Origin of the sequence: Tunturiibacter psychrotolerans, assembly GCF_051013365.1 — a bacterium.
Classification (GTDB): domain Bacteria; phylum Acidobacteriota; class Terriglobia; order Terriglobales; family Acidobacteriaceae; genus Edaphobacter; species Edaphobacter psychrotolerans_A.
The window spans coordinates 1,849,475-1,872,630 of record NZ_CP132941.1 but is presented as its reverse complement, the minus strand read 5'-3'; the positions used below and the strand labels follow the sequence as shown (position 1 = coordinate 1,872,630).

General features: G+C 59.0%; 19 protein-coding genes. 5 read left to right on the top strand and 14 right to left on the bottom strand.

Annotated elements, in window-relative coordinates:
• Positions 1 to 2 precede the first annotated feature (2 nt).
• Positions 3 to 611, bottom strand: a complete 609-nt coding sequence (gene purN, locus RBB76_RS07845) for a phosphoribosylglycinamide formyltransferase (protein WP_429627977.1) — start codon at positions 609 to 611, stop codon at positions 3 to 5.
• Between the two features lie 142 nt (positions 612 to 753).
• Between purN and RBB76_RS07840 the strand changes: the two genes are divergently transcribed.
• Positions 754 to 1,413 (top strand): DUF6629 family protein, encoded by a 660-nt coding sequence (locus RBB76_RS07840; RefSeq protein WP_429627978.1) that lies wholly within the window; start codon positions 754 to 756, stop codon positions 1,411 to 1,413.
• A 93-nt stretch (positions 1,414 to 1,506) separates the two neighbouring features.
• Here RBB76_RS07840 and purM read toward each other — a convergent pair whose 3' ends face one another.
• Positions 1,507 to 2,580 (bottom strand): phosphoribosylformylglycinamidine cyclo-ligase, encoded by a 1,074-nt coding sequence (gene purM, locus RBB76_RS07835; protein WP_429628891.1) that lies wholly within the window; start codon positions 2,578 to 2,580, stop codon positions 1,507 to 1,509.
• 202 nt (positions 2,581 to 2,782) lie between these two features.
• Positions 2,783 to 3,232 (bottom strand): thiol-disulfide oxidoreductase DCC family protein, encoded by a 450-nt coding sequence (locus tag RBB76_RS07830; RefSeq protein ID WP_429627979.1) that lies wholly within the window; start codon positions 3,230 to 3,232, stop codon positions 2,783 to 2,785.
• Between the two features lie 32 nt (positions 3,233 to 3,264).
• Here RBB76_RS07830 and hemL point away from each other — a divergent pair, with 32 nt between their 5' ends.
• From hemL to RBB76_RS07815, 3 genes are all read left to right on the top strand, one after another.
• Entirely contained in the window at positions 3,265 to 4,569 is a 1,305-nt protein-coding gene (gene hemL / locus RBB76_RS07825; protein WP_429627980.1) for a glutamate-1-semialdehyde 2,1-aminomutase, read from the top strand.
• Between the two features lie 353 nt (positions 4,570 to 4,922).
• The gene (locus tag RBB76_RS07820) at positions 4,923 to 6,542 is read left to right on the top strand and encodes an MFS transporter (RefSeq protein WP_429627981.1); all 1,620 of its coding nucleotides are present in this window, start codon (positions 4,923 to 4,925) and stop codon (positions 6,540 to 6,542) included.
• A gap of 193 nt (positions 6,543 to 6,735) precedes the next feature.
• Complete coding sequence (locus RBB76_RS07815) at positions 6,736 to 7,416, top strand: PEP-CTERM sorting domain-containing protein (protein WP_429627982.1); 681 nt, start codon at positions 6,736 to 6,738, stop codon at positions 7,414 to 7,416.
• Positions 7,417 to 7,519: 103 nt separating this feature from the next.
• Here RBB76_RS07815 and RBB76_RS07810 read toward each other — a convergent pair whose 3' ends face one another.
• Together RBB76_RS07810 and RBB76_RS07805 are read right to left on the bottom strand one after the other, a co-directional pair.
• Positions 7,520 to 8,824 carry an MFS transporter gene (locus RBB76_RS07810; RefSeq protein WP_429627983.1) on the bottom strand — a complete coding sequence of 435 codons (1,305 nt, stop codon included), beginning with the start codon at positions 8,822 to 8,824 and terminating at the stop codon, positions 7,520 to 7,522.
• Between the two features lie 71 nt (positions 8,825 to 8,895).
• Positions 8,896 to 9,627, bottom strand: coding sequence for a polysaccharide deacetylase family protein (locus RBB76_RS07805; RefSeq protein WP_429627984.1), 732 nt, complete (start codon positions 9,625 to 9,627; stop codon positions 8,896 to 8,898).
• 652 nt (positions 9,628 to 10,279) lie between these two features.
• Here RBB76_RS07805 and RBB76_RS07800 point away from each other — a divergent pair.
• The gene (locus tag RBB76_RS07800) at positions 10,280 to 11,116 is read left to right on the top strand and encodes a hypothetical protein (protein WP_429627985.1); all 837 of its coding nucleotides are present in this window, start codon (positions 10,280 to 10,282) and stop codon (positions 11,114 to 11,116) included.
• Positions 11,117 to 11,292: 176 nt separating this feature from the next.
• Here RBB76_RS07800 and RBB76_RS07795 read toward each other — a convergent pair whose 3' ends face one another.
• The 9 genes from RBB76_RS07795 to RBB76_RS07755 all read right to left on the bottom strand — a co-directional run bounded on the left by RBB76_RS07795 (position 11,293) and on the right by RBB76_RS07755 (position 23,096).
• Positions 11,293 to 14,778 (bottom strand): TonB-dependent receptor domain-containing protein, encoded by a 3,486-nt coding sequence (locus tag RBB76_RS07795; RefSeq protein ID WP_429627986.1) that lies wholly within the window; start codon positions 14,776 to 14,778, stop codon positions 11,293 to 11,295.
• Between the two features lie 157 nt (positions 14,779 to 14,935).
• The gene (locus RBB76_RS07790) at positions 14,936 to 15,220 is read right to left on the bottom strand and encodes a hypothetical protein (RefSeq protein ID WP_429627987.1); all 285 of its coding nucleotides are present in this window, start codon (positions 15,218 to 15,220) and stop codon (positions 14,936 to 14,938) included.
• Positions 15,221 to 15,278: 58 nt separating this feature from the next.
• Positions 15,279 to 15,746, bottom strand: coding sequence for a thioredoxin-dependent thiol peroxidase (gene bcp / locus RBB76_RS07785; RefSeq protein WP_429627988.1), 468 nt, complete (start codon positions 15,744 to 15,746; stop codon positions 15,279 to 15,281).
• 129 nt (positions 15,747 to 15,875) lie between these two features.
• A complete protein-coding gene (locus RBB76_RS07780; protein ID WP_429627989.1) occupies positions 15,876 to 16,439 on the bottom strand; it encodes a DUF6434 domain-containing protein in 564 nt (187 codons plus the stop codon).
• A 136-nt stretch (positions 16,440 to 16,575) separates the two neighbouring features.
• Complete coding sequence (locus tag RBB76_RS07775) at positions 16,576 to 18,150, bottom strand: tetratricopeptide repeat protein (RefSeq protein ID WP_429627990.1); 1,575 nt, start codon at positions 18,148 to 18,150, stop codon at positions 16,576 to 16,578.
• A gap of 87 nt (positions 18,151 to 18,237) precedes the next feature.
• A complete protein-coding gene (fabD, locus tag RBB76_RS07770; protein WP_429628892.1) occupies positions 18,238 to 19,173 on the bottom strand; it encodes an ACP S-malonyltransferase in 936 nt (311 codons plus the stop codon).
• 307 nt (positions 19,174 to 19,480) lie between these two features.
• On the bottom strand, positions 19,481 to 19,771 hold the full coding sequence (locus tag RBB76_RS07765) for a hypothetical protein (protein ID WP_429627991.1): 291 nt from the start codon (positions 19,769 to 19,771) through the stop codon (positions 19,481 to 19,483).
• Positions 19,772 to 19,914: 143 nt separating this feature from the next.
• Positions 19,915 to 20,574: a DUF4230 domain-containing protein gene (locus tag RBB76_RS07760; protein ID WP_429627992.1), complete on the bottom strand. Its 660-nt coding sequence runs from the start codon at positions 20,572 to 20,574 to the stop codon at positions 19,915 to 19,917.
• Between the two features lie 275 nt (positions 20,575 to 20,849).
• The gene (locus RBB76_RS07755; protein WP_429627993.1) at positions 20,850 to 23,096 is read right to left on the bottom strand and encodes a DPP IV N-terminal domain-containing protein; all 2,247 of its coding nucleotides are present in this window, start codon (positions 23,094 to 23,096) and stop codon (positions 20,850 to 20,852) included.
• Positions 23,097 to 23,156 lie beyond the last annotated feature (60 nt).

The window sequence follows — 23,156 nt, the reverse complement described above, 5'->3', positions numbered from 1 at the left end:
CGTCAGGATTTGCGCCGGACATAGCGGCGATCTTCAATCACATACTCTCCACTCAGCACCGTGGAGATCGCCTCCGGATAGGCGCGGTGCTCCTGCTCGAGGATGCGAGCGGAGAGAGTTGCCTCAGTGTCGTCGTCATGAACGGGCACGGTCTTCTGCAGAATGATGACTCCGTGATCTACCGCCTCATCGACAAAGTGCACCGTGCAACCAGCTACCCTGGCTCCATACTTCAGCGCCTGCCCCTGTGCGTCGAGCCCTGGAAAGGCCGGCAGCAGCGAGGGGTGTACGTTGAGGATGCGGTTCGGAAACGCCTGCACAAACACAGGGGAGATGATACGCATATAGCCCGCCAGGCAGACCAGATCGACCTTGTGTTGATGAAGACGCGCGATCATCTCCGCGTCATGCTCAGCGCGTTTGTGACCAGCCGAAGGGATCGCAAAGGCGGGTAGATTTAGTTCGCGTGCCGCCGCTAGGCCGGGAGCATCTTCTACGTTCGACAACACGACTGCAATCTCTGCGCCGAGCAAACGACGTTCGTGAATAGCCTTCGCGATGGCAAGAAAGTTCGAGCCTCTGCCGGAGAGAAGAATGCCAAGTCGGTGCATGAAGGATCCTTTGCTTCGATTTTAGGCGAGGCCGCGTTCTATGTCTTCGTCGGGCATATTGTTCGACTCAATTCATCTCTAGAAAACATGCGAGGGTTTGCGGCGGGCTCTGAAGTATGATGGCCTGAACCGTGAGGGCTCCATGTGCTTCTCTGCAACCGCGAACTTCGTCGGCAGCGCCGTTCTGGGCGCAATTGGCGTAGTCACTCTCACTGAGGTTAAACACCGCCGCGAACTACTCTTCGCCGCGATGCCTTGCCTCTTTGCATTCCATCAGTTTGTCGAAGGCTTTGTCTGGTTAGGTCTCGATGGGATTCTTTCGCCCGCAGTTGCCCATAACGCTGGGGCAGCCTACGTTCTCTACGCACAGGGACTGCTGCCGTTCTTGCTTCCACTTAGCGTGCTGCTGCTCGAACCTACTCGAAAGCAGCGCCGCCAGATGCTGCCGTTCGCTATCCTGGGCTGCGCACTCACGCTCTACATGCTGTGGGGGCTCATTGCTTATCCGCTGCAGGTCTCAGTTCATGACAACAGCATCGTCTACGTTAATACGATCACAACGACGACGCTCATCGCGATCCTTTACGTTATCGCGACCTGTGGTTCGCTCTTCTTTTCTGGCTATACCGATCTGATTACGCTGGCGTGGCTGAATCTTGTGGGCCTGCTCGTGGTTATGGTGGTCAAACGATATGCGTTCACTTCCGTCTGGTGCGCGTACGCCGCGATCGTCAGCGTCATCATCTACTTCTTCTTCCGTCGCAGCCGTCCGCTTCGGCCGTCAAACTACGCCACGGCTTGAAGCCGCAGGGATGATCAGCCTTACGCAAAAACCCGCTGACCACGCGCGAAGATGCAGTGACCAGCGTGCCGGTAAGACGACGCTCCTAGTGCTCTAGTTGTAGCTGACCTTGCGTTCGCCGCGCACGATTCGGCCAATCAGACAGTGCCGTTCGTTCGCGCGATTCAGAATTGCCTTGGCCTTCTTGATCTTCTCGGCTGGAATTACTGCGATCAGCCCGATGCCCATGTTGAAGGTCCGCAGCATCTCGTCCTCCTCCACATTGCCCAACTGTTGCAGGTGTTCAAACAGAGGAGGAACGGTCCACGATGCACGGTCGACCAACGCCCCCATGCCCTTCGGCAGAATGCGCGGCAGATTCTCTGTAATCCCGCCTCCGGTGATGTGCGCCATGCCGCTTACCACCTCGGCTCCAGTCAGCTTCTTGATCACCGACAGATAGCTGCGGTGGGTCCGCATTAATGCTGCACCGGTCTTATCTTTCAGTTCGTTGATGTACTGCTCCGGGCCATACTTCGCGACTTCAAACAGGAGCTTCCGCGCGAGCGAGTATCCGTTCGTATGGAGGCCGTTCGAAGGCAGACCGACCAGAACATCGCCGATCTGAATCTGCTCTCCGGTGATGATCTTGTCGCGACTCACTGCACCGATGATTGTGCCTGCAAGGTCATATTCGCCGTCCGCGTAGAAACCCGGCATCTGCGCGGTCTCACCGCCGATCAACGCGCAACCGTTGGCTTTGCAGGCCTCGCTGATGCCCTGCACCACGCGCTCGATCACCATGTCTTCGAGCTTTCCGGTGGCCAGGTAATCGAGGAAGAACAGCGGCGTCGCACCCTGCACTGCAATGTCATTGACGCAGTGATTCACAAGGTCCTGCCCAACGGTGTGGTGAATGCCGAGGTCGAACGCGACCTTCAGCTTTGTGCCCACGCCGTCCGCGCTCGAGACCAGGACGGGGTTGGGAAACTTTTCGAGATCCAGAGCAAACAGGCCGCCGAAGCCGCCGATCTCGCTCAACACCTGTTTGTTGAAGGTCTTCCGCGCGAGCATCTTGATGCGTTGTTTGCTGCGGTCACCCGAGGTGATGTCGACGCCGGCATCCGCATAGCTGATGCTCTTCTTCGCCGTGCTCTTGGCCTTTTCTTCTGAAGAGGATCGCTTCAGGGCAGTGGCCTTTCTCTCCGCACTTGCGGACTGTAGCGGAGAAACTCCGATGGATTTGTCCTGTTCGGACGTGGGACGGTGCGTGGCAATTGAATCAGGCGGCGGGGAGGTCTCATCCGGCAAGGTCGTGCTCCATATCGTAGTGCTTGAAAAGAAGAAGTTTAGTCTAGCAGGGCGATCTTCAAAGTATCGTAAAGTGCCGTTATTCGTACACGCCCAAAAGTTTTCGGCGCTGGTCCAAAGGTGGTAGCGGACAGGTATCGTAGCGGCCCAGGATGCGGTAGCGGAGGCGAGCGACGATCCCGTAGCCGAATTCGCGGAGGGTTTTCGGCACCAGAGACAGCAACTGTCCGAGAAGTCTCCAGGGCGCCGGAAGCAGCTTCAGAGCTTTAGCGACTGCGTCGGAGCGGTTGTAGAGCCGTTCCTGCGGTTTCAGGGCGTCTGTCAGGAGCACGACTCCATCGGGGAAGGTGCGAATCCCAAAGCGACCAAGAATCTCACGCCCAAGCGTGCTCTGAAGGGGGGCGTAGCGCAGCTGGTCTTGCCGATCGTGTTTGAGCAAAAACTGAACCACGCCGTTGCACAAGGCGCAGACGCCATCGTAAAGGAGCAACGCCCGACCCTCAATCTCTGCACGCTCTGGCTCGGTCATGTCTCTATGATATGCCTCTTTATACTGTTGATATGTCCCGTCCCCTTACTCGCTCCCGTCAGTTGCAGCTTCGTGCTGAAAAATTCCTGCCTGGAGGCGTCGACTCGCCGGTGCGGGCGTTTCGCGCAGTAGGGGGAGATCCACCGTTCGTCGCCCATGCCGAGGGCGCGTATCTGTTTGATGTGGATGGAAATAAATACCTCGACTTCTTCGGATCCTGGGGGCCGATGATCCTCGGGCATGCCTTTCCCCCGGTCGTCGAGGCGATTCAGAGGGCGGCTTCGCAGGGGGCGAGCTTTGGGGCCTCCACTGCGGCAGAAGCAGATCTGGCGGAACTGGTGACTCGGTGCTTTCCTTCGGTCGAAAAACTGCGCTTTGTCAGCTCTGGCACAGAGGCCTGTATGTCGGCTGTTCGGCTGGCGCGCGGCTTCACTGGTCGCAACTTTGTGATCAAGTTTGAGGGGTGTTATCACGGGCACTCGGACGCAATGTTGGTCAAGGCGGGTAGCGGCGTGGCCACGCTGGGAATTCCTGGGTCTGCGGGCGTGCCGGCAGAGACCGCGATGCACACGCTCGCGCTGCCTTACAACGATCTTGATGCGGTGAGAGCGGCGTTTGCAGCGCGGCCGGAGGAGATTGCCTGCGTGATAGTGGAGCCGGTCGTGGGCAACGCGGGCACTATTGCTCCTGCGGTGGAGTACCTGCAGGGGTTGCGGCAGATTACGGCGAAGTATGGGGCTTTGCTGATACTTGACGAAGTGATGACTGGGTTTCGTCTATCGCTTGGCGGCGCGCAGCAGGTTTATGGAGTGACGCCGGATATCACGACGCTGGGCAAGATTATTGGCGGAGGCCTGCCTTGCGGGGCTTTTGGCGGGCGGGCGGATGTGATGGAGTTTCTGGCTCCGCTGGGGCCTGTTTACCAGGCGGGGACTTTGAGTGGGAATCCGTTGGCGATGGCTGCGGGGATCGCGACTTTGAGCCATCTTCTTCGGCATGAAGAAGAGATTTATAACGGTCTTGAAAGTACGTCCGCACGCATTGCGGAAGGGGTGGCGGGGGTGGCGCGGGAGGCGGGGATTTCGTTGACGACGAATCGTGTTGGGTCAATGTTTACGTGGTTTTTTACGGATGAGCCTGTGACTGATTTTGCGAGTGCGGCTACGTCGGATACGTCTGCTTTTGGGCGGTTTCATCGGGCTATGCTGGATGCGGGGGTGTGGTTGCCGCCCAGCCAGTTTGAGGCTGCGTTTGTGTCGACCGCGCATGGGGAGGCGGAGATTGGGATGGTTCTCGAAGCTGCTCGCAAGGCGTTTTCGATGGATCGGCCGGAATAATTTTTAGAAAAGCTGGCGGAGTTTTTGAGGGTTGAGGATATTTTTTTCTGCCGTGGTGGATGGGCGAGAATGTGTGGATTTGTTGGGGTTTTTGAGGGGGGGTGCGGGGAAATTGCGTGTTTGGGTGTGGTTTTTCGGTGGTGAAGACGTGGTGGGATGCGTGGTACATGTGGAGTTTTAGCATCATGTTTTCGGACTTCGAAAAATGCGCCAACTTTTGAGATTTATTTTTCGGCGGGTTGGAGATGAAGATGAACGATCCAGGGAGCGAAACGACGGTACTTTGGAACTAAGGATCGTTGGGATCATAAATGTTCGTAAAATGGAGCTGATCTGTGACGGAGACAACCTCAATGACGACCACAGCGACCGCAGGTCAACCTGCGCCCGCTTCTCCTGCAAAACCTGTTCAGCCGCCATCGACTACCAACCCATACGTGGGGATTTTTGCGGTGTTTCTGGGTGCGGGGCTCGCTACGCTGACCAGCCGATTACTCAGCGTCGGGCTGCCCGATCTGCGAGGCGCCCTTGGCATTAGTTTCGATGATGCATCCTGGCTTCCGACTGCGTTCAACATGGCGACGATGTTCAGTGGTGTATTTGTCGTCTTCCTGAATGCCTTTTGGGGGCCGCGTAGAATTCTGCTGCCGGCTGCCGGGGTCTTCACGGCCGCAACTTTCCTGCTGCCGTTTGCGCCGAACTACATGGTAATGTTGGCGCTGTTGATCGTCGCAGGTCTTGCGTCGGGAACCTTCTACTCACTGACGATGACTTTCGTGTTGACCAATCTGCCGAAGCGGCTGATCATCTTCGGGATCGCGGCGTATGCAGCGGACATTGTCTTCGTCAGTAACATTGCGACACTGCTGGAGGGGTGGTACGTCGATCATCTTTCCTGGCACTGGATCTTCTGGACTGCGGCTCTGTTCACCCCATTGATGATGGTGTGTATCCATTTCGGAATTCCGCGCCGGATTAATACAGACCCGAAGCCGAGTTGGCGCGGGTTCACTTACTTCAGCTTAAGCCTTGCTCTTTTGTATGGGGCGCTCGATCAAGGCCAGCGGCTGGACTGGCTGAACTCCGGCACGATCGTCGCGATGCTCGTCTCGGGTCTCTTTCTGCTTGGGGCGACCGTCGTGAGACGCATGGTACAGCCCAACCCAGAGGTGAACCTCAAGTTTCTGAACACGCGGAACATCATCATTGTGGCTACGGCAATCTTCGTGTTCAAGTTCATGCATCTGGCAGCGATTGTGCTGGTACCAGGGTTTCTCAGCAACATTCAACACTACCGGCCGCTCGAGACTGGACACACTCTTGCCTGGGTGGCGCTGCCGATGTTTGCGGTGGTTTGGCTGGTGGCCGCAATCATCGTTCACGGGAACTCGCGGCTGATCCTGGCGCTTGGGCTTACCGTGGGAGCGATATGCTGCTGGCGTTGGTCCCATGTGGATACTTCGTGGGCAGGGAATAGCTTTGAAATGGTTGAGCTTCTGTTCTCTGTCGGATTGGCATTCACCTACATCGGATTGGTGAGCAGCATCGTTCTGGAGGCGCTCGAAGCGGGGGCTCTGACAAGCGCCGCCAACGCGGCTACGTTTTCTGGATTCATGCACCTGATGCGACTGTTTGGCGGCCAGGTTGGCGTGGCTGCTTTGACGCACTTCATTGCGGTGCGGGAGCAGTTTCACTCCAATATGCTGGGGCTCTATGTACAAAAAGGCAGCTGGATTACCAATCATCGATTGATGATGCTGGCAGGCGGAGCATTGCCGCAGTCCACTGGTAAGCAAGAGGCTCTGCAACGCGCAGGCACTGCTCTGGGCCTGCAGGTGCGGGCGCAGGCGTATACGCTGGCGACGTCCGATGGATTTGTCCTGATCATATGGGTGGTGATTGCTTATCTGCTCATCATGCTGTTTCTAAGACCAGGCAAGATCACCTTCGCAGCCCTCAGCAAGATGCAGTGAATCGCGATACGGCAGGTGGACGCGGCAGCGTAGGTGGGGAGGTCGGGGACTTGAGGCATTTATGCGATGGGTTGTGGTCTTTCTGCCACAGGCGCAATGCGCACCGGATGCGGTAAGCTGACCCCGGAAATGGCAGTAGAGCTTATCTTACGGCCTGCTCCTTACGAAAATAGTACGCATCCCCGGAGGTCTTATGCGTCGTTCGTTCCATGCCTTTGTGTTTCCAGCCCTCACTCTTTTTATTTCCTTCGCCGGCGCTTCCGTGGCCCGAGCTGACACCATCAGCCTATCCATTACACAACAGGCAAGCGGCACTATTGGCAATGAATCCTTCACCGATCAGAATGTAACCTTCACCGGAACATTTTCAAGCCAGCAGCTGTTGTCCTGTATCGCTGCGAACACTTGTCCTGGTCCTCTAGGGCCGGGCACGCCTGGCGAGTACACGCTCACGACCTTCACCGATCCTGAAACCACGACCACCTTGGTAACGACCATCAGCGTCGGCGGTCTCGGGACCTTCCTCGCAAACAGCGGCATCAACTTCATCGATGTCAATTACTCGGGAGGACCGCTGACAAATGTCTCCATAGCGGATGGCGGAGACCCAAACGGCCATCTCATCTTTCCGGTGGATCCGTTTAACCTTAACCTTGAGAACTGCCTGGGGGACTTTCCCGCGGACGATTGTCCTCTCAGCGCCTCGACTTCAGGTGGGACGTTGATCCTGACCTCGGCGAGCGAAGACTTCACGACCTCTGCGACGGTCACTCCTGATAACGCCACTGTTCCCGAGCCCTCGACGCTGGTCCTGCTGGCAACTGGTTTCTTAGCACTCTCTGGATTTATCCGCGGACGCTTTCGATCCGCGTAGGTTCGCAGAGTTGGTTTCTACGGAGCGTGGGCGGAGATTCCAGAACTGATTGCGATAGAGATCGAAGGGTACTTTGGCAAGTTGCACCTGCCTGAATGTGAGGTCAGGCAGGCTGCGTGGCTGCGGGCTTTGGTTCCATCCAGATCTTTCCGACGGCCATGAGGATTAGCAGCATCGCGGCGCAGAGGGCGAAGACTTGACGGACGCCGATGTATCGCGAGAGGAAGCCGGAGAGGACGAGGCCTGAAATCTGGGCGGTGAAGATGATGGACATGAAGGTGGAACCTACGCGGCCCATCAGCTCGGGTGGGGTGGCTTTTTGGAAGAGGGTTTGCGAGGGGACGATGATGCCTGCCACGGAGAAGCCGATGATGAGGTTGCCTAAGATTGTCGACCACAGGTGTGGCAGGGCTGTGAGGATGACGAGACCGACGGCGATGCCGCAGAGGCCGGAGTAGACGAGGACTGTGTCCTTCAGCTTTTTGCCGAAGGTGTTGAGGCCGTTGATGCCGATCAGCATTCCGAGGCCGATCATGGCTGAGGCGATGGCGAAGGATTTTGTGGAGGCGTGGAGGGAGTCGCGCACGTATATTGCGATGAGGGGGCCGAAGCAGCCGAGGACGAACATGCCTGCTGCCATGGCGAGGATGGTGAACAAGAGAGCGGCGTGGTGCATGATGAAATTGATGCCCTGCTTCATGTCGAGCCATACTTTGCCGATTGCGGAGTTGCCTGCGGCATTGGGTACTGGCGTGGTGGCTTTTGGTCCGGGGGCAAGAAAGGTGACGGAGGCAATGAGCAGGGCGGAGCCGACGAAGCTGACGGAGTCGAAGGCGTAGCAGCTGACGGCGCCGAGGTAGGAGACCATGAGGCCGGCGATGGCAGGGCCGATGATGCGCATGCCGAACATGACCTGCTGCATGAGCGCGTTGGCGGAGCGGAGGCCGTGCAGAGGGACGGCGGAGCGGATGGCGACTCCCTGGGCCGGGCCGAAGAAGCTGGAGATGACGCTGATGGCGGCGAGGATCGCGTAGAAGTGCCAGATCTGCGTGGCGAAGATTAACAGGAGGCAGAGGCAGGCGCGGATGGAGTCGCTTGAGACCATGGTGGGCTTGAGAGGCCAGCGGTCGACGAAGACTCCGGCGAGGATGCCGAGCACGGCGATGGGAAGCATGTAGGCGATCTGGACGCCGGTGACCTGTTGCGCGTTGGCGTGCAGCTTGAAGGTGATGACGTTGATGACGGCGAAGAGAGCGAGGAAGTCGCCGAAGACGGAGATGATCTGGGCGTACCAGAGACGGCGCATCATGGGGACGCGCAGGACGTCGCCCATGGATAATGGCGCGGGGAGTTCGGGATCGATGACGGGATTCTGCTGTGCCGCGGTTGGGTTGGCGGTTGTGCTCATCGGGGTTCCTTTGGGTGATGCTACATAGTACGGGATCGGGGTGGGGTCAGTTCCAAATCAAAGAGTGGAAATTAGTTCCAGGAATCGACTGTGACGAACCGGATCTCCGGTCGATTTTTATAGTGCTGAAGAATCAGGGATGTGGCTTCGACGCTTGGCAGGCGAGGTTGGCCGAGACCGGACTGTCCGCCGTCGTGCAGCACGATATTGGATGAGCGATTTTGGCGCTGGTTGCGGATAATTCCGCTGAGGGTGCGGTCTGCGATCTCGCGGGCGGAGATGGGCTTCCAGTCGCCGGGGAGGAGATTCCATTGGACGGGGGTGAGGCCTAGCTCGTGCGCGATGCGAAAGACTGCGGGACGGCGTGCGCCGTGGGGGGCGCGGAAGTAGCGGACGGGAGTGCCGAGGGTGTCTTCGATTGCGGCGTTGCAGCTTGTGAGTTCTTCGCGGATGCGGTTGGCGGATTGCCAGGCGAGCCAGGGGTGGGTCATGGTGTGGTTGCCGATGAGGTGTCCGGCGGCTGCGATGGCGCGAGCGATGGCGGGACGTTGCTGAACGTAGCGGCCGATGAGGAAGAAGGTGGCGCGAGTGTTGTTGCGGGCGAGGACTTCGAGGAGACGTTCGGTGGCGATGTCGTTGGGGCCGTCGTCGTAGGTGAGGGCGATTTCGTTGGGGTTGGGGGGGGCGATGAGGAGTTTGCCAAAGAGTTGGGACTGCGCCGAGAGGGCGGCGTAGGTGAGGGTTCCTGCAGCGGCGGCTGCCGCGGCGAGGAGGGTGGAGGTGGCTAGTTGAGTTTGTGTCATGCCTGCGCGATTCGCTGATTCCATTATAGGGAGGCGGGGATTGAGGCTGGGTGCCTGGATTTTTCAACGGCAACGGCAACGGCAAAGGCAAAGGCAACGACAACGACAAAGACAAAGACAAAGACGAAATAGGGGGGTCTCTCCACTGCGTCGCGCGATGAGACTGCGCGACTTCGGTCGAGATGACGATTCAAGAGGAGTTAGGGGTTTGGTCCGATTCAAGGGTGTGGGGTTTTTGAAGCGCTGGGATCGGGCGGTATCGACGACTGCGACAACCGCAAGAGCAATGGCAACTGCGACAACGGCAAGAGCGATGGCAACAGCAACGACTGAAGGGCAACTATTGATGGGCTTGAGTTTCCGTGAATCGATGTGCCCTGCGAGTGGAGAGCGGGTCTGGGGAGGCTCTCCGCATCTTTTTGCAAGTTGCAGAATTTGTTTGATTTGTGGAGTTCAAGTACCTACTATTGCGCGAATCATTTCCATTCGTTTTCGGTGATCCGGGAATACTCGTTCCCGGGCACTCGGGCTGTTGATGGTCGCCCATGCCTGCGTGCCCGCCCTGCACTCGACCTATCCGCATAAGAAATTGGCGAGTTTGTCGGCTGCTTGCTCTTTCGTTTCTCTTACGTTCGATCCAGGAGAAAACTGTATGAAGATGCCAATTGATTTTCGCTTTGCTGTGCTCCCTCTGTTGCTTGTTGGTTTTGTAGGCGGCGTGACTCTTAGGGTCTCGGCGCAGGATAAGACGATTGCGAGTCAGAAGATCTTGACGATTCAGCGAGAGTTCACCAAGCCGGGCAAGGAAGGTGCAGCCCACGAAAAAAGCGAGGCTGCGTTTGCACAGGCCATGGCCGGGGCGAAGGCTACGGACTACTACTATGCGTTGTCCTCTCTTTCGGGGCGGCCGAGGGTGCTGTTTATGAGCGCCTATCCGAGCTTCGCGGCGATTGAGGCGGAGCGCAAGAAGGTGAATGGGAACGCCTCTCTTTCGGCTGAGCTTGATCGCGCGAATGAAGCCGACGGCGATCTGCTTGCGGAGACGAACTCCAGCATGTGGATGCGAAGGGACGATCTTAGTTTTAATCAGGGATTTCGGGTTGGGGCTCGCTATGAATCGATCAGCCAGTTTGTCGTTCGCCCTGGTCACGTGAGTGAGTGGGACGAGCTGGTAAAGCTGGTGATCGATGGTTATAAGAAGGGGGCTCCCGATGCACACTGGGGTACCTACGAGATGCTTTATGGCGGGGAGACCGCGTTCCTGGTGATTACGACGCTGAGGTCGGGCGAGGAGATTGACGCGGACTTCGCCAAGGATTCAAAGTTCATTGCGGCGTTGGGGCCAGACGGGTTGAAGAAGCTGGAGGCGCTGGAAGCTTCGTGTGTCGTGACGCGAACGAACAATCTGTTCAGGATCGCACCGAAGATGAGTTATCCACCACCGGCGCTTGTACAGGCAGAGCCGGACTTCTGGACTCCGAAGCCTTAGGGCTTTTCGGGTTGGGTTCTTGCGACTGATGGGATTGTGGGTTCAGGGGACGACGGTCGTCCTTCGGACGATGCCCACATCTCAGAATCGAGATATCAGGCACCCGGCTGTAGCTGAAAAAAAAGCCCTGCGCTGGTTGGCGCAGGGCTTTTGTATTGCGTTGATGCGGGTTTGGGTTAGTAGAGGATCTTCAGGCCGAACTGGAAGATGCGAGGCTCGAAGGTGCTGGTGATCTGGCCGCCTCCGGTTGGGTTGTTGAGGCTGGCTGGTGCAGTGGCGGTGGCCGGTGTACTGAGCGTACCCGTGAGACCGCTGCCGGGGATGTAGAAGTTTGTGTGGTTGAAGAGGTTGTAGGATTCGGCGCGGAACTGGACGCGCAGACTCTCAAGTGGAGTGGTGAAGGTTTTGTTGAGGGCTACGTCGGTCTGGTAGAGAGCCGGCGAACGACCTGGGTTGCGTGAGGCGTTGCCGAAGGGGCTGACGAGATTTCCGCTGCCGTCTTTGGTCTCCGGCAAGGTGAAGGCGGCGAGATTGATGTACTGAATGTAGCCGCTGCTCAGCTTGGTTTTCTTGATGGCTTTCTGGCCGGGGACGATGTTGGGACGATACTCATTCGCACCGCGATAGGTTGCGGGGATCTGAGGGGAGACGGCGTTGGCGGAGTTGGGTGAGTAGCCGACGTTGAAGACGGTGCCGGCCTGCATGGTGTTGATGGCGCTGATCTGCCAGCCGCCGAGGACGGTGTCGGCGAAGCCGTTGGCGGTGTTCATGAAGTGGCGGCCACGTCCGAAGGGAAGATCGTAGACGAGGCTGGTGACGTTGCTGATGGGCAGGTTGTAGTCCGACTGTGCGTAGTCGGCCTTGATGTTGTTGGCGTCCTGCGGTGAGGGGCTGTTGCCTTCGAGGGAGGCACTGGCGTTGTCGAGCGAGTGCGACCAGGTGAAGGAGTTGAGGAGGGTGAGGCCGGCGACGAAGCGCTGCTCGTAACGAACCTGAAGGGCGTCATAGTGCGAGTAGAACTCGTTGAGGGCTGTGGTGATGTCGCTGGGCCAGTTGCCGTAAGGGCGAGTGAAGCCAGCGGAGGGGTTGATCTGGTTGCCGTTGAGGAAACCCTGGAGCTTGCTGCCGTGGTTGCCGACGTAGGCGATGTCGAGGAGCGTGTTCTTGTGTAGCTCCTGCTGCACGCTGAGGAAGTAGCTCTGGACGTAGCTGTCGCGGGTGTTCTTGGGGACCCAGGTGATGTTGTCCGTGGCCTTGTTGAAGGTAGTGGCGATGCCGGTGGGGAAGCCCTGGTCGGTGGTGACGTAGCAGCTTGCAGCGGCTCCGCCGACGGGGCAGTGATTGGTGGTGGATGGTGTCTTCTGGGTGACAGAGACGAACTGGGCCTGCGGGGCGTTGATGGCGAGGATGTCGCCTGAGCCCGCGCGGGTGTAGTGGACGTAGCTGGTGCCGTAGCCGCCGCGGATGGAGGTGCGCGGAGTGGCTGCGTAGGCAAAGCCGAGGCGTGGGGCGAAGTCGTTGAGGTCAGGGTTGACGAGCGTGTTGCCGTAGACGCCGCTGCCGGAGGTTGGGGTGATGCCGTTGCCTGCGACTGCGCCGGGGCTGAGCGTTAGGACCGTCTGAGTGATGGGATCGAAGTTGGAGATGTAGTTGTGCTGCTCAGAGTAGGGCGAGCCGTACTCCCAACGAAGGCCGAGGTTGAGGGTCAGCTTGGGATCGACTTTGTAGTCGTCCTGCGCGTAGACGCTTTGTAAGGACTGGCGGAGGTGGGCGACGAAGAGGTTGGCGAGAGAGTAGTTGTTGGTGGTGCCGAAGAGGAAGTCGGCCCAGTAGTTGTCGGTGACCGCGCCGCTGATGTTGGGGCAGTTGGGGTTGGTCGCGGTTTTGACTCCGTTGACGGTAGTGCTGGGGCAGAGGCTGAAGCCGCCTGAGTAGCTGAAGGAGCCATAGAGCGGGTTGTTATCGTTGACGGCCATCCAGATGTGCTCGTACTCATAGCCGAACTTGAGGGAGTGACGGCCTTTGATCCAGGTGAAGTTGACCTTGGGATCGAGCAGGGAGGGGTTCTGCCACTGGGGGTTGGTGCTCTGCCGACCGAAGGCGGTGAAGCCGCCACCGATGCTGGTGGAGGGAAGGCCGCCGGAGACGGTGGGATCAGAAGGGAGGCCGGGTAAGGTGATGGCGTTGTCGCCGATGGAGGGGGAGAACTTGCCGGCTTTGGTTTTGGAGAGGCCGATGCGCGCATCGACGACCTTGTTGGCGCCGATGAGGTGGGTATAGCCAAGGGCTATCTGCTGGTCTAGGACGCGGATGGTGCCGTTGGTCTGGCCGTCGAGAGGAAGCGGGAAGACGGGAGCGTTGAAGCCGGTCTCTTTGCGGTCGCTGACGCGGAGGAACCACGAGCTGTTGGGGTTTTGCTGATAGTCGAGACGGAGATCGCCCTTATCGGAGTTGTCGGTGAAGGGGACCTGAGTCGCGAAGTTATCCTGCGCGAGGCCGGTGGAGGCGAGGCCTGTGCCCTGGGTGGGGATCAGCTTGAAGTAGTTGATGATCTGCTGCGAGACGGGGTTGATGGCGGCGGCTGGGATGGGAGTGCCGGCGGGATAAACCTGGCCGGTGAGTGGGTTTTGTACTGCTACGACGAGCTTGCCGTTGAGTTCGTTGGTGGTGGGGACGGTGTTGACGCTGAGGGGCTTGAGGACCTGGCGGAAGCCCTCGTAGTCGACGAAGTAGAAGAGCTTGTCCTTGAGGATGGGACCGCCGAAGTTGACGCCGAACTGGTTGCGGTTGAAGGTCGGCTTCTGGAAGGGGACGACGTTTCCGCTGCTGCCGATGAGGGTTGGCTTGAAGTAGCCGGCGGCGTTGAGGTCGGTGTTGCGGATGAACTCGTAGACGGTGGCGTGGAATTTGTTGGTTCCGCTGGCGGAGGCGACGTTGATGGTGGCGCCGGAGGAGCGGCCGTACTCTGCGCTCTCGTTGTTGGTGACGATCTGGAACTGGGCTACGGAGTCAGGCGGGATGGCGATGATCTGGTTGTCGAAGCCCTGGTTGCTCTCGCCGTAGGCGTTGTTGTCCATGCCGTCGAGGAGGAAGTTGTTGAACATGCTGCGCTGGCCGTTGATGTTGTAGGCTCCGGCGCGGACGAGGGAGTTGATGGAGCTGGTGGTGGCGGCGGTGGGAGCCTGGCGGGAGCCGGTGACGAGGCCGAGGAGGTCAGAGTAGTTGCGGGAGACGAGCGGGAAGGCCTCGCTCTGATATTGCGTGATGGTCTGGCCGCGCTGGCTGGTCTCGGTTTCGATCTGGAGGGCGACGTCGGAGACTTCGACTGTGGTTTGGGTAGAGCCCACCTGGAGGGAGAGGTCGATGCGCTCGCGTACGCCGACGGAGATGGTGATGTTGTCTGCGGCTGCATTCGCAAAGCCGGGAGCACTAGCGGAGATGGTGTAGACACCTACGCGGAGGGAGGGAACTTCGTAGTCGCCGGAGCCGTTGGAGGTGGCTTTTGCGGTGATACCGGTTGCGTTGTTGGTGATGGTGATAGAGGCACCGGAGACGCCGGCTCCTGATGCATCATGGATGGTTCCTACGAGGCTGCCGTTTTCATACTGAGCATTCAGATGGGAGCACAGGAAGAGAAACAGGAAGGCCGCCGTGAGGTTCAATGCAGAAGAAAATCTTTTTTTTCGCATAGCCCTAAGTTTTAGGGCAGCCGATTAACCTCCGATCAAAGAGATGTGAACGAGGGATTACGGAATGTGCATTCTTTGGGGAAAATCAAATTTCGACTGTTTGATTTGAGTGCGGCAGAGGCTTGTTCGATCAGGCGGGTATTTCGAAGCCGAGGTCCCGCATCATTTGATCGGTGACTTCGTAGTCCTGATTGGGGTCGGGCATGACGTCTCCGCCGGGGTCGGATTTTCCGAAGGAGTGGAGGTAGAGGCCGGCTTTGAGGAAGGCTCCCTGGAGTTTTACCTTGTCGGGGTAGGTGACTCGCAGGGGGCTGGCTTCGTGGGTGATGTCGCCGACGCGTTCGTACTGCATGATGATTCCGCCGGGGTGGGTGGGGTCGGGATGGGTTTTGAAGCGTACCTGGTAGGCGTTCATCGATGAGGGTCTCTGCTGGTTCGATGCGGGGTCGTGGTTGGTTGCTGTTGCGATGAGGTTATTTTTTTGCGTGAGCTTTTAGGAGCGCGAGGACTTCTTCGGCGTGGCCTTCGGGTTTGACTTCGTCGAAGATGTGGATGAGGCGCTGGTCGGGACCGATGAGGTAGGTGGTGCGCTTTACGCCTTTGACTAGCTTGCCGTACATGTTCTTGGGCTTCACGAGGTCGTAGCGGTTGATGAGCTCCATATCGGGGTCGGCGAGGAGGTCGTAGGGGAGGTCGTACTTGTCTTTGAATTTCTTCTGGTCTTTGACGGTGTCGCGGGAGATGCCGAGGACTACGATGCCTTGCTTCTGGAATTTTTCGAAGGCGTCGCGGAAGCCGCAGGATTCGATGGTGCAGCCTGGGGTGTCGGCGCGGGGGTAGAAGAAGAGGACTACGGGCTTGCCCTTGAAGTCGGTGAGGGAGACTTCTTTGCCGTCTTGATTTTGGAGGGTGAAGTTTTCTACTTTGTCGTTGATTTGCACCGTGATTCCTCTTCGTGTCTCAGGAGATGGTTCTTCGTCTTCGTCCTATCTTAGAAGATTTCAGGACGGCGCGAGGATTGGCGCGGAGAGGATGGAGCTTCCTTTTTTCTGTTGTCAAAATGCTGGAAGCTATTCTTCGCCCTGAGGGGGTTCGAGTGTATCTTTGCGTTTGTCTCGTTTGATCCACCATGCGTCGATGGCTTGCTGGCGTGAGGAGCCGGGGTTGTCGCGGAAGAAGTCCCGGAAGTGCTGGTTGTATCCGAGCTGTTGCGGGATACGCGTTTTCTTTGCGCCGGGGCAGACGCTTGTCTGGTAGCAGATGGCTGCGTCGGCGAGGGTTTTGCCGGGTTTGGTGTGGATGAAGTCGCGGGTGGGGGCGTTGAAGTGGAAGCCGGGGCCGAGGGTCTGTTTGAAGAAGGCTCCAAGGGAGGGATTGCAGCGCCAGCCTTCTCCGATGATCGTGTCCATGGTGAAGTGGGTGGGCATTTTTGTTGAGGTGCGCTTTGGGGTGGGGCGCGTGACGGGGTTTTTTCCGCTTAGATAGTCCGTGATTCTGGACTGTAGTTGGAGCTTGGAGCCGGAGGGGGAGATCTGATGCTCGCGGCAGAAGGCGACCAGTTCCTCCTTGAGCCAATACCAAGAGGCGAAATCTTGTGCGGTGAGGCTAGCGGAGAAGAATGGCCGCTTTGGCATGGATTCTTTAGGTGCTTGAGACGAAGCTTATCGCCTAACAATGAAGCTAACGAAAACCTGACTTTTCGGGCACAACGGGTCACTTCCGATATCCTGCCGACGCTGGAGGAACTGGAGTCTCTACCATTTGAAATGGTCAGTGCGCAGGTGCGGTCTCCAGCACCTGCAGCTTCTCTTTGGCATCGTCATTCGCCGGGTTCAGTTCCAGGGACTTCTTGTAGCTGTCGATTGCCAACTGCTTCTGCCCGGCCTTCATGTACGCCTCGCCCAAGCTGTCATAGCCGTTCCACGAACCCGGAAATACTTGCACGTCCAACTTGAAAAGGTCGGTTGCCTCAGACAGGTGATTCTGCTCCATCAGGTCGTACGCCCACCGGATCACTGCGTCCTCATCCAGCTTAAAATCCGGCTGGTCCTTCAGCATCACGGCATAGATCGCCGGAGCATGATCGAAGCCCTGCCGTCCCAACTCAGCGCGGAACGCATCGAGAGTAGCCGGTATCCCTTTGCCCGCGCGAAAGTCCACTGTCATCATGTGCGGCGGAACGCCCACATCCGCGGGCGCCTTCTTCAGGAAGGCGATCGCCTGCGTATCGTGCTTGAGATACGCATCCAGGAACTCCAGCGTGTAGCGCGCTACCCAGGCATAGCCGACAATCCCATCCGCGCGCAAGTAATCCGCTTTGCGACTGCTCGGATAGTCCTTCCATATATCCTCATTTCGCTGGTACATCGAGCTGTGCTCCGTGTGTACAAGCGCCATGTCGTCAACCGTAATGAGATCCCCGTGCGTCCACGCATTTAGCACGTTAGGACCTTCGGTGTCTTTGCTGATGGAGTGTCGCGCCAGCTTCTCCAGCGAGGTCGGTCCCTGTGTAAAGAACAGCATCGGTATCGTCATTTGCTCCGGATGCACATCGGTCGCCGCCTTCACCAGCCCCGGGAAATAGCGCATGCTGCCGTCGAGCGCTACCAGCGCATCAATGCGGTTGTCGCGCGCCGCCGCAAACAGATTTGAGATCCCACCCCAGCTAAACCCTGCCACCGCAATCTCCGACATCTCCGTATCCGGAAGCGTCTGCGCGTACCCAATCAGAAACGAGATATCCTGCGCCTGCGCATTGATACCGCCAAGGTCGCTGGTCATATCCCGAGATGTCGTACCCATATCGGGGCTCGCCACCACCACATAGCCGTGGCTCGCCAGGTACTCGCATAAGTCCGCGTTCTCCCAAGACATCGAAGAAAGACTTGGCGCATAGATCACTACTGGAAATCGTCCCGCCAGCAGCGGAGCGTTGCGCACCGCCCACATTGAATCCTTCAGCGTAGGCTTCATGCCGTCGATCCACTGCTTCCAATCGGGCGAGAGTTCGGGTCTCCCAAAGCTGGTCTCCGTAGCCAGCAGGTCGCTGTAATCTCCGACCATCATCGGTTTGCCGCTGCTCTTTTGGGCCGGGTACCAGATCAACGTCTGCAATGGTCGCGCGCGTTCTCCTTGATACGGCTTGCCCAATTCATCGGTGACAGAACGATAGCTGCGCGAGAAATCATACTGCTCCACAACCTTCAGTCCCACGGCATCTGGTCCGGGCTTCTCAGTGAAGTGAAAACGCTGGTTTCCGGATGCAGCCACCGGAATATCTTGGGTGTGCGCGGCTGCAACAAAAGCGATAAGAAGAAAAGAGACTGCAAGAACAATCGAACGCATCGGGCGTGCTCCGTTATGAAAGAATTTACAATCAAACGCCTCGCGGATCTGACGCCACGGTTCATGGTGGTTCGCGAGGAAAGTGTTTCAGGAAAGAGACGCGAGTGTTTTTTCTAAGGAGGCGGAGTCTTCTACGTTGGAGGTTTTTTGAGTGCGGTCGATTTGGCGCATTAGGCCGGAGAGGACTTTGCCGGGGCCTACTTCGATGAAGTGGGTGGTGCCTTCGGCGATGAGGAGCTGGATGCACTCGACCCAGCGGACGGCGCCGGTGACCTGACGGATGAGGCAGTCGGGGACTTCGGCGCGGCGGGTGAGGAGGCGGGCGTCGACGTTGGCGGCGATGGGGAAGGCCGGGTCGTGGAAAGTGACGGCTTCGAGGGTGGTGGCTAGGGCGTCCTGCGCGGGCTGCATGAGGGCGCAGTGGAAGGGTGCGCTGACCTGAAGGATTACGGTGCGCTTGGCTCCGGCAGCTTTGCAGAGGTCGGCGGCGAGATGAACGGCTCCTTCGGCTCCGGAGATGACGGTCTGGTCGGGGGAGTTGAGATTGGCGGGGGAGACGACGGCCAGAGCTGCGTTGAAGGTTTTGGCGTCGGGCATGGTGGGGAGCGGGGTGAGCTGGTCGGTGACCTGGGAGCAGACCTCGGCGATGAGGGTTGAGGAGAGGCCGAGGATGGCGGCCATGGCGCCTTGTCCGGCGGGGACGGCTTGCTGCATGAATTGACCGCGGGAGCGGACGGTGCGGACGGCGTCGGCGAAGGTGAGGGTGCCGGCGGCGACGTGGGCGGAGTACTCGCCGAGGGAGTGGCCTGCGGCTAAGGCGGGGCCGGGGATGCCTTTTTCTGCAAGAATGCGGGCGGCGGCGACCGAGACGGTGAGGATGGCGGGCTGGGTGTGCTCGGTGAGTTTGAGCTGGTCTTCAGGGCCTTCGAAGATGAGCTTGGAGAGAGGGAAGCCGAGGGCTTCGTCTGCTTCGTCGAAGATGGCGCGGGCGGTGGGGAAGTTGTCGTAGAGATCGCGGCCCATGCCTACGGATTGCGATCCTTGGCCGGGGAAGAGGAAAGCTATTTTCATGTCGAGGTCGATGATAAATGACGGAGGGGGTCCTGCCGGACGGGCCGCCTGCGCGGCGGGCGGCCACTTCGTGGCGTGTTTACCTTTTCTTGGTTGATCGGCTGCTTTGTCCTCCCGTTGGTCGGGGTCAAGAGCTGAGCAACGCGAGGCCCGATGCATCTCGCAGTGCCTCGACCGGTACAAAAGTCACGAAGTGACCGCTCCACGCGTAGTGGGCCGTCGGCAGGACTTATCTTTTCAATTTTTTAGAGTAAAGCAGCTAGATGCCGAGGCCGGTGTCCATGTCCTGCTCGTCGCCCGAGTGTGCGTAGAAGTCGTAGGGGGTGCGGCGGTTGAACTTGTAGCGCTGGCGGAGTTCGCGGCCAACGAATAGACCGAGAGCAACGGCGCCTAGACCGGCGGAGATCCAGCCAACCGTCTTGATGAGAGCGGTCTCCTGGTCTTCCTCCCCGTTTTTTCCGTTGCGTTCGAGGCTGGGGAATGGGAGCGCGGCGGTGGTGGGGATCTCCTCGGTGGTGTCTTCAGTCCGAGGTTTAGAGCGGAACATCATGCTTTGAATTTTAGCGCAGGTTTGAACGAGGTTGGGAGAACCGAAGTTCGAGAGGTACTGCTTCAGTGGCATTGAACAGTTGGACGCAATGCGGCTGATAAGGTTGCCGCGCGTGAGGTTAGGGTTCGGTGAAATGGGTAGTCTTAGGTAACGTCGACTTGATGGAAGCCGAGGCTGTAGAGAAGAGTTGTTACGGTGGCGCGGGCGTTCTTGCGGGCGGTGTCGAGGATGCCGTCGGCGAGTGCGGACTGTTGGAGTTGCTGCTCGGCTTTGGCGCGGGTGTCGGATTCGAGGTTCTGGTCGGCGGGAACGAGCAGGCCGGTGGAGCGAGCGTAGACGCGGGTGTGCTGGTTGTCGAGTGTGGTGGCGAAGAGCTGCGAGGCGGGCAGGGTGACGTGGATGGATTGTCCGTTGTTGTCGATGCGGACGTCTTCGGGCTTGAGTTGCGCGAGATCGATGCCTGCGATGGATTGGCCGTGGACTACGAGGAGGAGACGGTCGCCGGCGAGGAGATCGGGCAGGACGGCGCTGGATTTCGAGCCTTCGACGACGGTGTCGATGGAGTAGACGACGGTTTCGAGGCGGCTGAGGCGCTGGATGCGTTGGACGACTGCGGGGACTGAGGTGTCGAAGGTGGCGGTGCGGCCGGTGATGGCGGTGGCGATGCGGGCTAAGACGCCGGAGGTGGCGTGACGGATGAATACGGCCAATGCGGCGGCTCCGAGGATGAGCGAGAGCAGGACGACGAAGAACGTTCCGGAAGATCTGCGACCTGAGCCGTATGAACCGTATTGGGTAGTCATTGTTGTTTGGATGCTACTACTTCGCGAGGCGGGCTGGTGGAGGTGAGTCGCTGCGCTCGGAATGACGGCCTAAAACTAAACAACAGCAGATCCCCTTCGGGGATGACAGAAAGAAAGGCAAGTGCAACGGCAAATGCAAGCGCAACTACGAATGCAAATACAGGGATCCTTCGCTGCGCTCAGGATGACGACAAATTAGATGGCCGCGATCACAGAGGCAACTGCAACCAATCGCAGCTACAGATGTCGCTACGATCGGTTGCGGTTGGGTTGAGTTAAGGCTTGAGGTAGGTTTCGAAGTGCCAGAGGATGCGGCTGAAGAGTTCGTCGCGCGCGGTGGGGCCGGCGATGGAGTGGGTTTTGCGGGGGAAGAGCTGGAGGTCGTAAGGGATTCCGGCGTCGATGAGGGGTTGAATGAATTGGATGGTGTTGGCCATGTGGACGTTGTCGTCGCCGGTGCCTTGCGCGATGAGGATTCGGCCTTTGAGCTTGGCGGCATCGGTGATGGGTGAGTCAATGGCGTAGATGTTGTTCGGGTCTGGCGTTGCGTTTGTGGAAGGAAGGCCGAGGTAGCGTTCGGTGTAGATGGAGTCGTAGTTGCGCCAGTCGGTGACGGGGGCTACGGCTACGCCGGCGAGGATGCGGTCGGTGTGGGTCATGGAGTAGAGGGTGAAGTAGCCGCCCCAGCTCCAGCCCCACCAGCCGATGCGTTTGGAGTCTAGCTGCGGGTATTGGGCGAGGATCTGGTCGAGTGCGGCCATCTGGTCGGAGAATTGGACGGGGCCGAAGTTGCGATAGGCGGCCTGCTGGAAGTCGCGGCCACGGCCTCCGCTGCCGCGGGTGTCGATGTCGAGGACTGCGAAGCCGTGTTGGGCGAGGAGTTCGTTGAAGATCTGAGATCCGCCCCACGAGTTGCGGATGCTGCTGACGGGAGTGGGGCCGTTGTATGGGTTGAGGATGAGGGGGACGGTTGCTGGGGTGGTGGCGGCTGGGGTGGTAAGGCGGCCGTAGAGTTTGGTCTTTCCGTCGGCGGCGGTGACGGTGACGATGGAACTGGTGACGCCGGTTGCGCGGGCGACGGGCTTGGACTTCCAGATGGGAGTGCAGTTTTGGCTGATGGTGCAGAGGCTGAGGACTGGCGGGGTGGTGGCGTCGCTGTAGAAGTCGGTGAAGTGGACGCCGTCGGGCGAGGTGCTGGTGCCGTGAGTGCCGCGGCCGGTGGTGAGCTGTTGCTTCGCGGTGCCGTCGAGTTTGATGGACCAGAGATTGTCTTCGAGGGGGGAGCCTTCGTTCGAGGCGTAGAAGACGGTGTTGGATTTCGGGTCGATGCTGTCGACGGTTTCGACCTCGTAGTCGCCCTGGGTTAGCTGGCGGGTGAGTGTGGCGTCGGCGGCGAGGGGATGGTGTTCGTCGTAGCTGTAGAGGTAGAGGTGAACGTGGCCGTCGCGCCAGCTGCTGATGAGGAAGCGTCCGCCGGGGAGGATATTGAGGTCGGTGCTGAAGTCTAGGTATTTGGCGTCGGTGTCGGTGTAGACGAGGCGGGTTTTGCCGGATTTTGCGTCGGCGAAGTATAGGTTGAGGTGCTGCTGGTCGCGGGTGAGGACTTCGATGTAGACGGTGTTGGCGTCGACCCAACCGAAGCGGGGGATGTAGTCGTTGTTGGGGCTGAAGGGGACTTCGATGAATTTGGTCTTGCCGCCTTTGGTGGAGACGATACCGACGCGGACGGCGGGGTTGGGGTCGCCGGGTTGCGGGTAGCGCTGGTTGTCGATGGTGGCGTGGGTGGGGATCCAGTCGGTGATGGGGTACTGGGGGACCTTGGCCTCGTTCATCTGGAGGTAGGCGATGGATTTGGAGTCGGGCGACCAGAAGTAGTTGCTGCGGACGTCGAGCTCTTCGAGGTAGACCCAGTCGACTTCGCCGTTGAGGAGGGTGTCGGTGGTGTCGTGGGTGAGGGCGGTCTCTTTGCCGGTGGCGGATACGGGGTGGATGTAGAGGTTGTGATTGTGGAGATAGGAGACGTTGGCGGCATCGGGGGAGAATTTGGGATCGTCGCCGGAGCCTTCGTGGGTGTCGACGATGAGGGTGCCGGTTCCGGCGGCGATGTCGTAGAGCCAGAGGCGGCCGCCGTTGTCGATGAGGAGATGTTTGGAGTCGGCGGACCAGAGGTAGGCGGACATGCCGTAACGAGAGCGGTGGTCTGCGTCTTTTTCGTTGACGGCGGCGGAGGTGAGTTTGCTGAGCTGCTCGGCGGTAGCGAGGACGCTGGCGCGGCCGGTTGCGGCGTCAATCTGGACGATGTCGCCGGCTTTGCCAGGAGTGGTTGCTTCGGGCTCGTCGACGATGAAGGTGAGGAGCTTGCCGTCGGGGCTCCAGTCGATGCCGTGGGGAGCGCGGCCGGTGAGGTTTTTGTTCGCGTCTGGGATGGTGCGGATGCCCGGGTCGGTGGCGGCGGTGGTTTGAGCTATGACGCTAGAGGCCGAAAGGCTGAGGAGGAGAGCAACTCGCAAAGAGAGAGGCATGGTTGGGACAAGTCTACAGAGAAGGTGGAGACGGACCAAACTCTTGTTGTGAGAGGGCGT

Excerpts from the sequence above, each read along its gene's own strand:
- purN (WP_429627977.1), bottom strand. The coding sequence starts at position 611 with ATGCACCGACTTGGCATTCTTCTCTCCGGCAGAGGCTCGAACTTTCTT.
- RBB76_RS07760 (WP_429627992.1), bottom strand. The coding sequence starts at position 20,574 with ATGACTACCCAATACGGTTCATACGGCTCAGGTCGCAGATCTTCCGGA.
- RBB76_RS07805 (WP_429627984.1), bottom strand. The coding sequence starts at position 9,627 with ATGACACAAACTCAACTAGCCACCTCCACCCTCCTCGCCGCGGCAGCC.
- fabD (WP_429628892.1), bottom strand. The coding sequence starts at position 19,173 with ATGGGCCGCGATCTCTACGACAACTTCCCCACCGCCCGCGCCATCTTC.
- RBB76_RS07780 (WP_429627989.1), bottom strand. The coding sequence starts at position 16,439 with ATGCCAAAGCGGCCATTCTTCTCCGCTAGCCTCACCGCACAAGATTTC.
- RBB76_RS07755 (WP_429627993.1), bottom strand. The coding sequence starts at position 23,096 with ATGCCTCTCTCTTTGCGAGTTGCTCTCCTCCTCAGCCTTTCGGCCTCT.
- RBB76_RS07810 (WP_429627983.1), bottom strand. The coding sequence starts at position 8,824 with ATGAGCACAACCGCCAACCCAACCGCGGCACAGCAGAATCCCGTCATC.
- RBB76_RS07830 (WP_429627979.1), bottom strand. The coding sequence starts at position 3,232 with ATGACCGAGCCAGAGCGTGCAGAGATTGAGGGTCGGGCGTTGCTCCTT.
- RBB76_RS07775 (WP_429627990.1), bottom strand. The coding sequence starts at position 18,150 with ATGCGTTCGATTGTTCTTGCAGTCTCTTTTCTTCTTATCGCTTTTGTT.
- RBB76_RS07765 (WP_429627991.1), bottom strand. The coding sequence starts at position 19,771 with ATGATGTTCCGCTCTAAACCTCGGACTGAAGACACCACCGAGGAGATC.
- RBB76_RS07815 (WP_429627982.1), top strand. The coding sequence starts at position 6,736 with ATGCGTCGTTCGTTCCATGCCTTTGTGTTTCCAGCCCTCACTCTTTTT.
- RBB76_RS07840 (WP_429627978.1), top strand. The coding sequence starts at position 754 with ATGTGCTTCTCTGCAACCGCGAACTTCGTCGGCAGCGCCGTTCTGGGC.
- RBB76_RS07820 (WP_429627981.1), top strand. The coding sequence starts at position 4,923 with ATGACGACCACAGCGACCGCAGGTCAACCTGCGCCCGCTTCTCCTGCA.
- hemL (WP_429627980.1), top strand. The coding sequence starts at position 3,265 with ATGTCCCGTCCCCTTACTCGCTCCCGTCAGTTGCAGCTTCGTGCTGAA.
- RBB76_RS07790 (WP_429627987.1), bottom strand. The coding sequence starts at position 15,220 with ATGAACGCCTACCAGGTACGCTTCAAAACCCATCCCGACCCCACCCAC.
- RBB76_RS07800 (WP_429627985.1), top strand. The coding sequence starts at position 10,280 with ATGAAGATGCCAATTGATTTTCGCTTTGCTGTGCTCCCTCTGTTGCTT.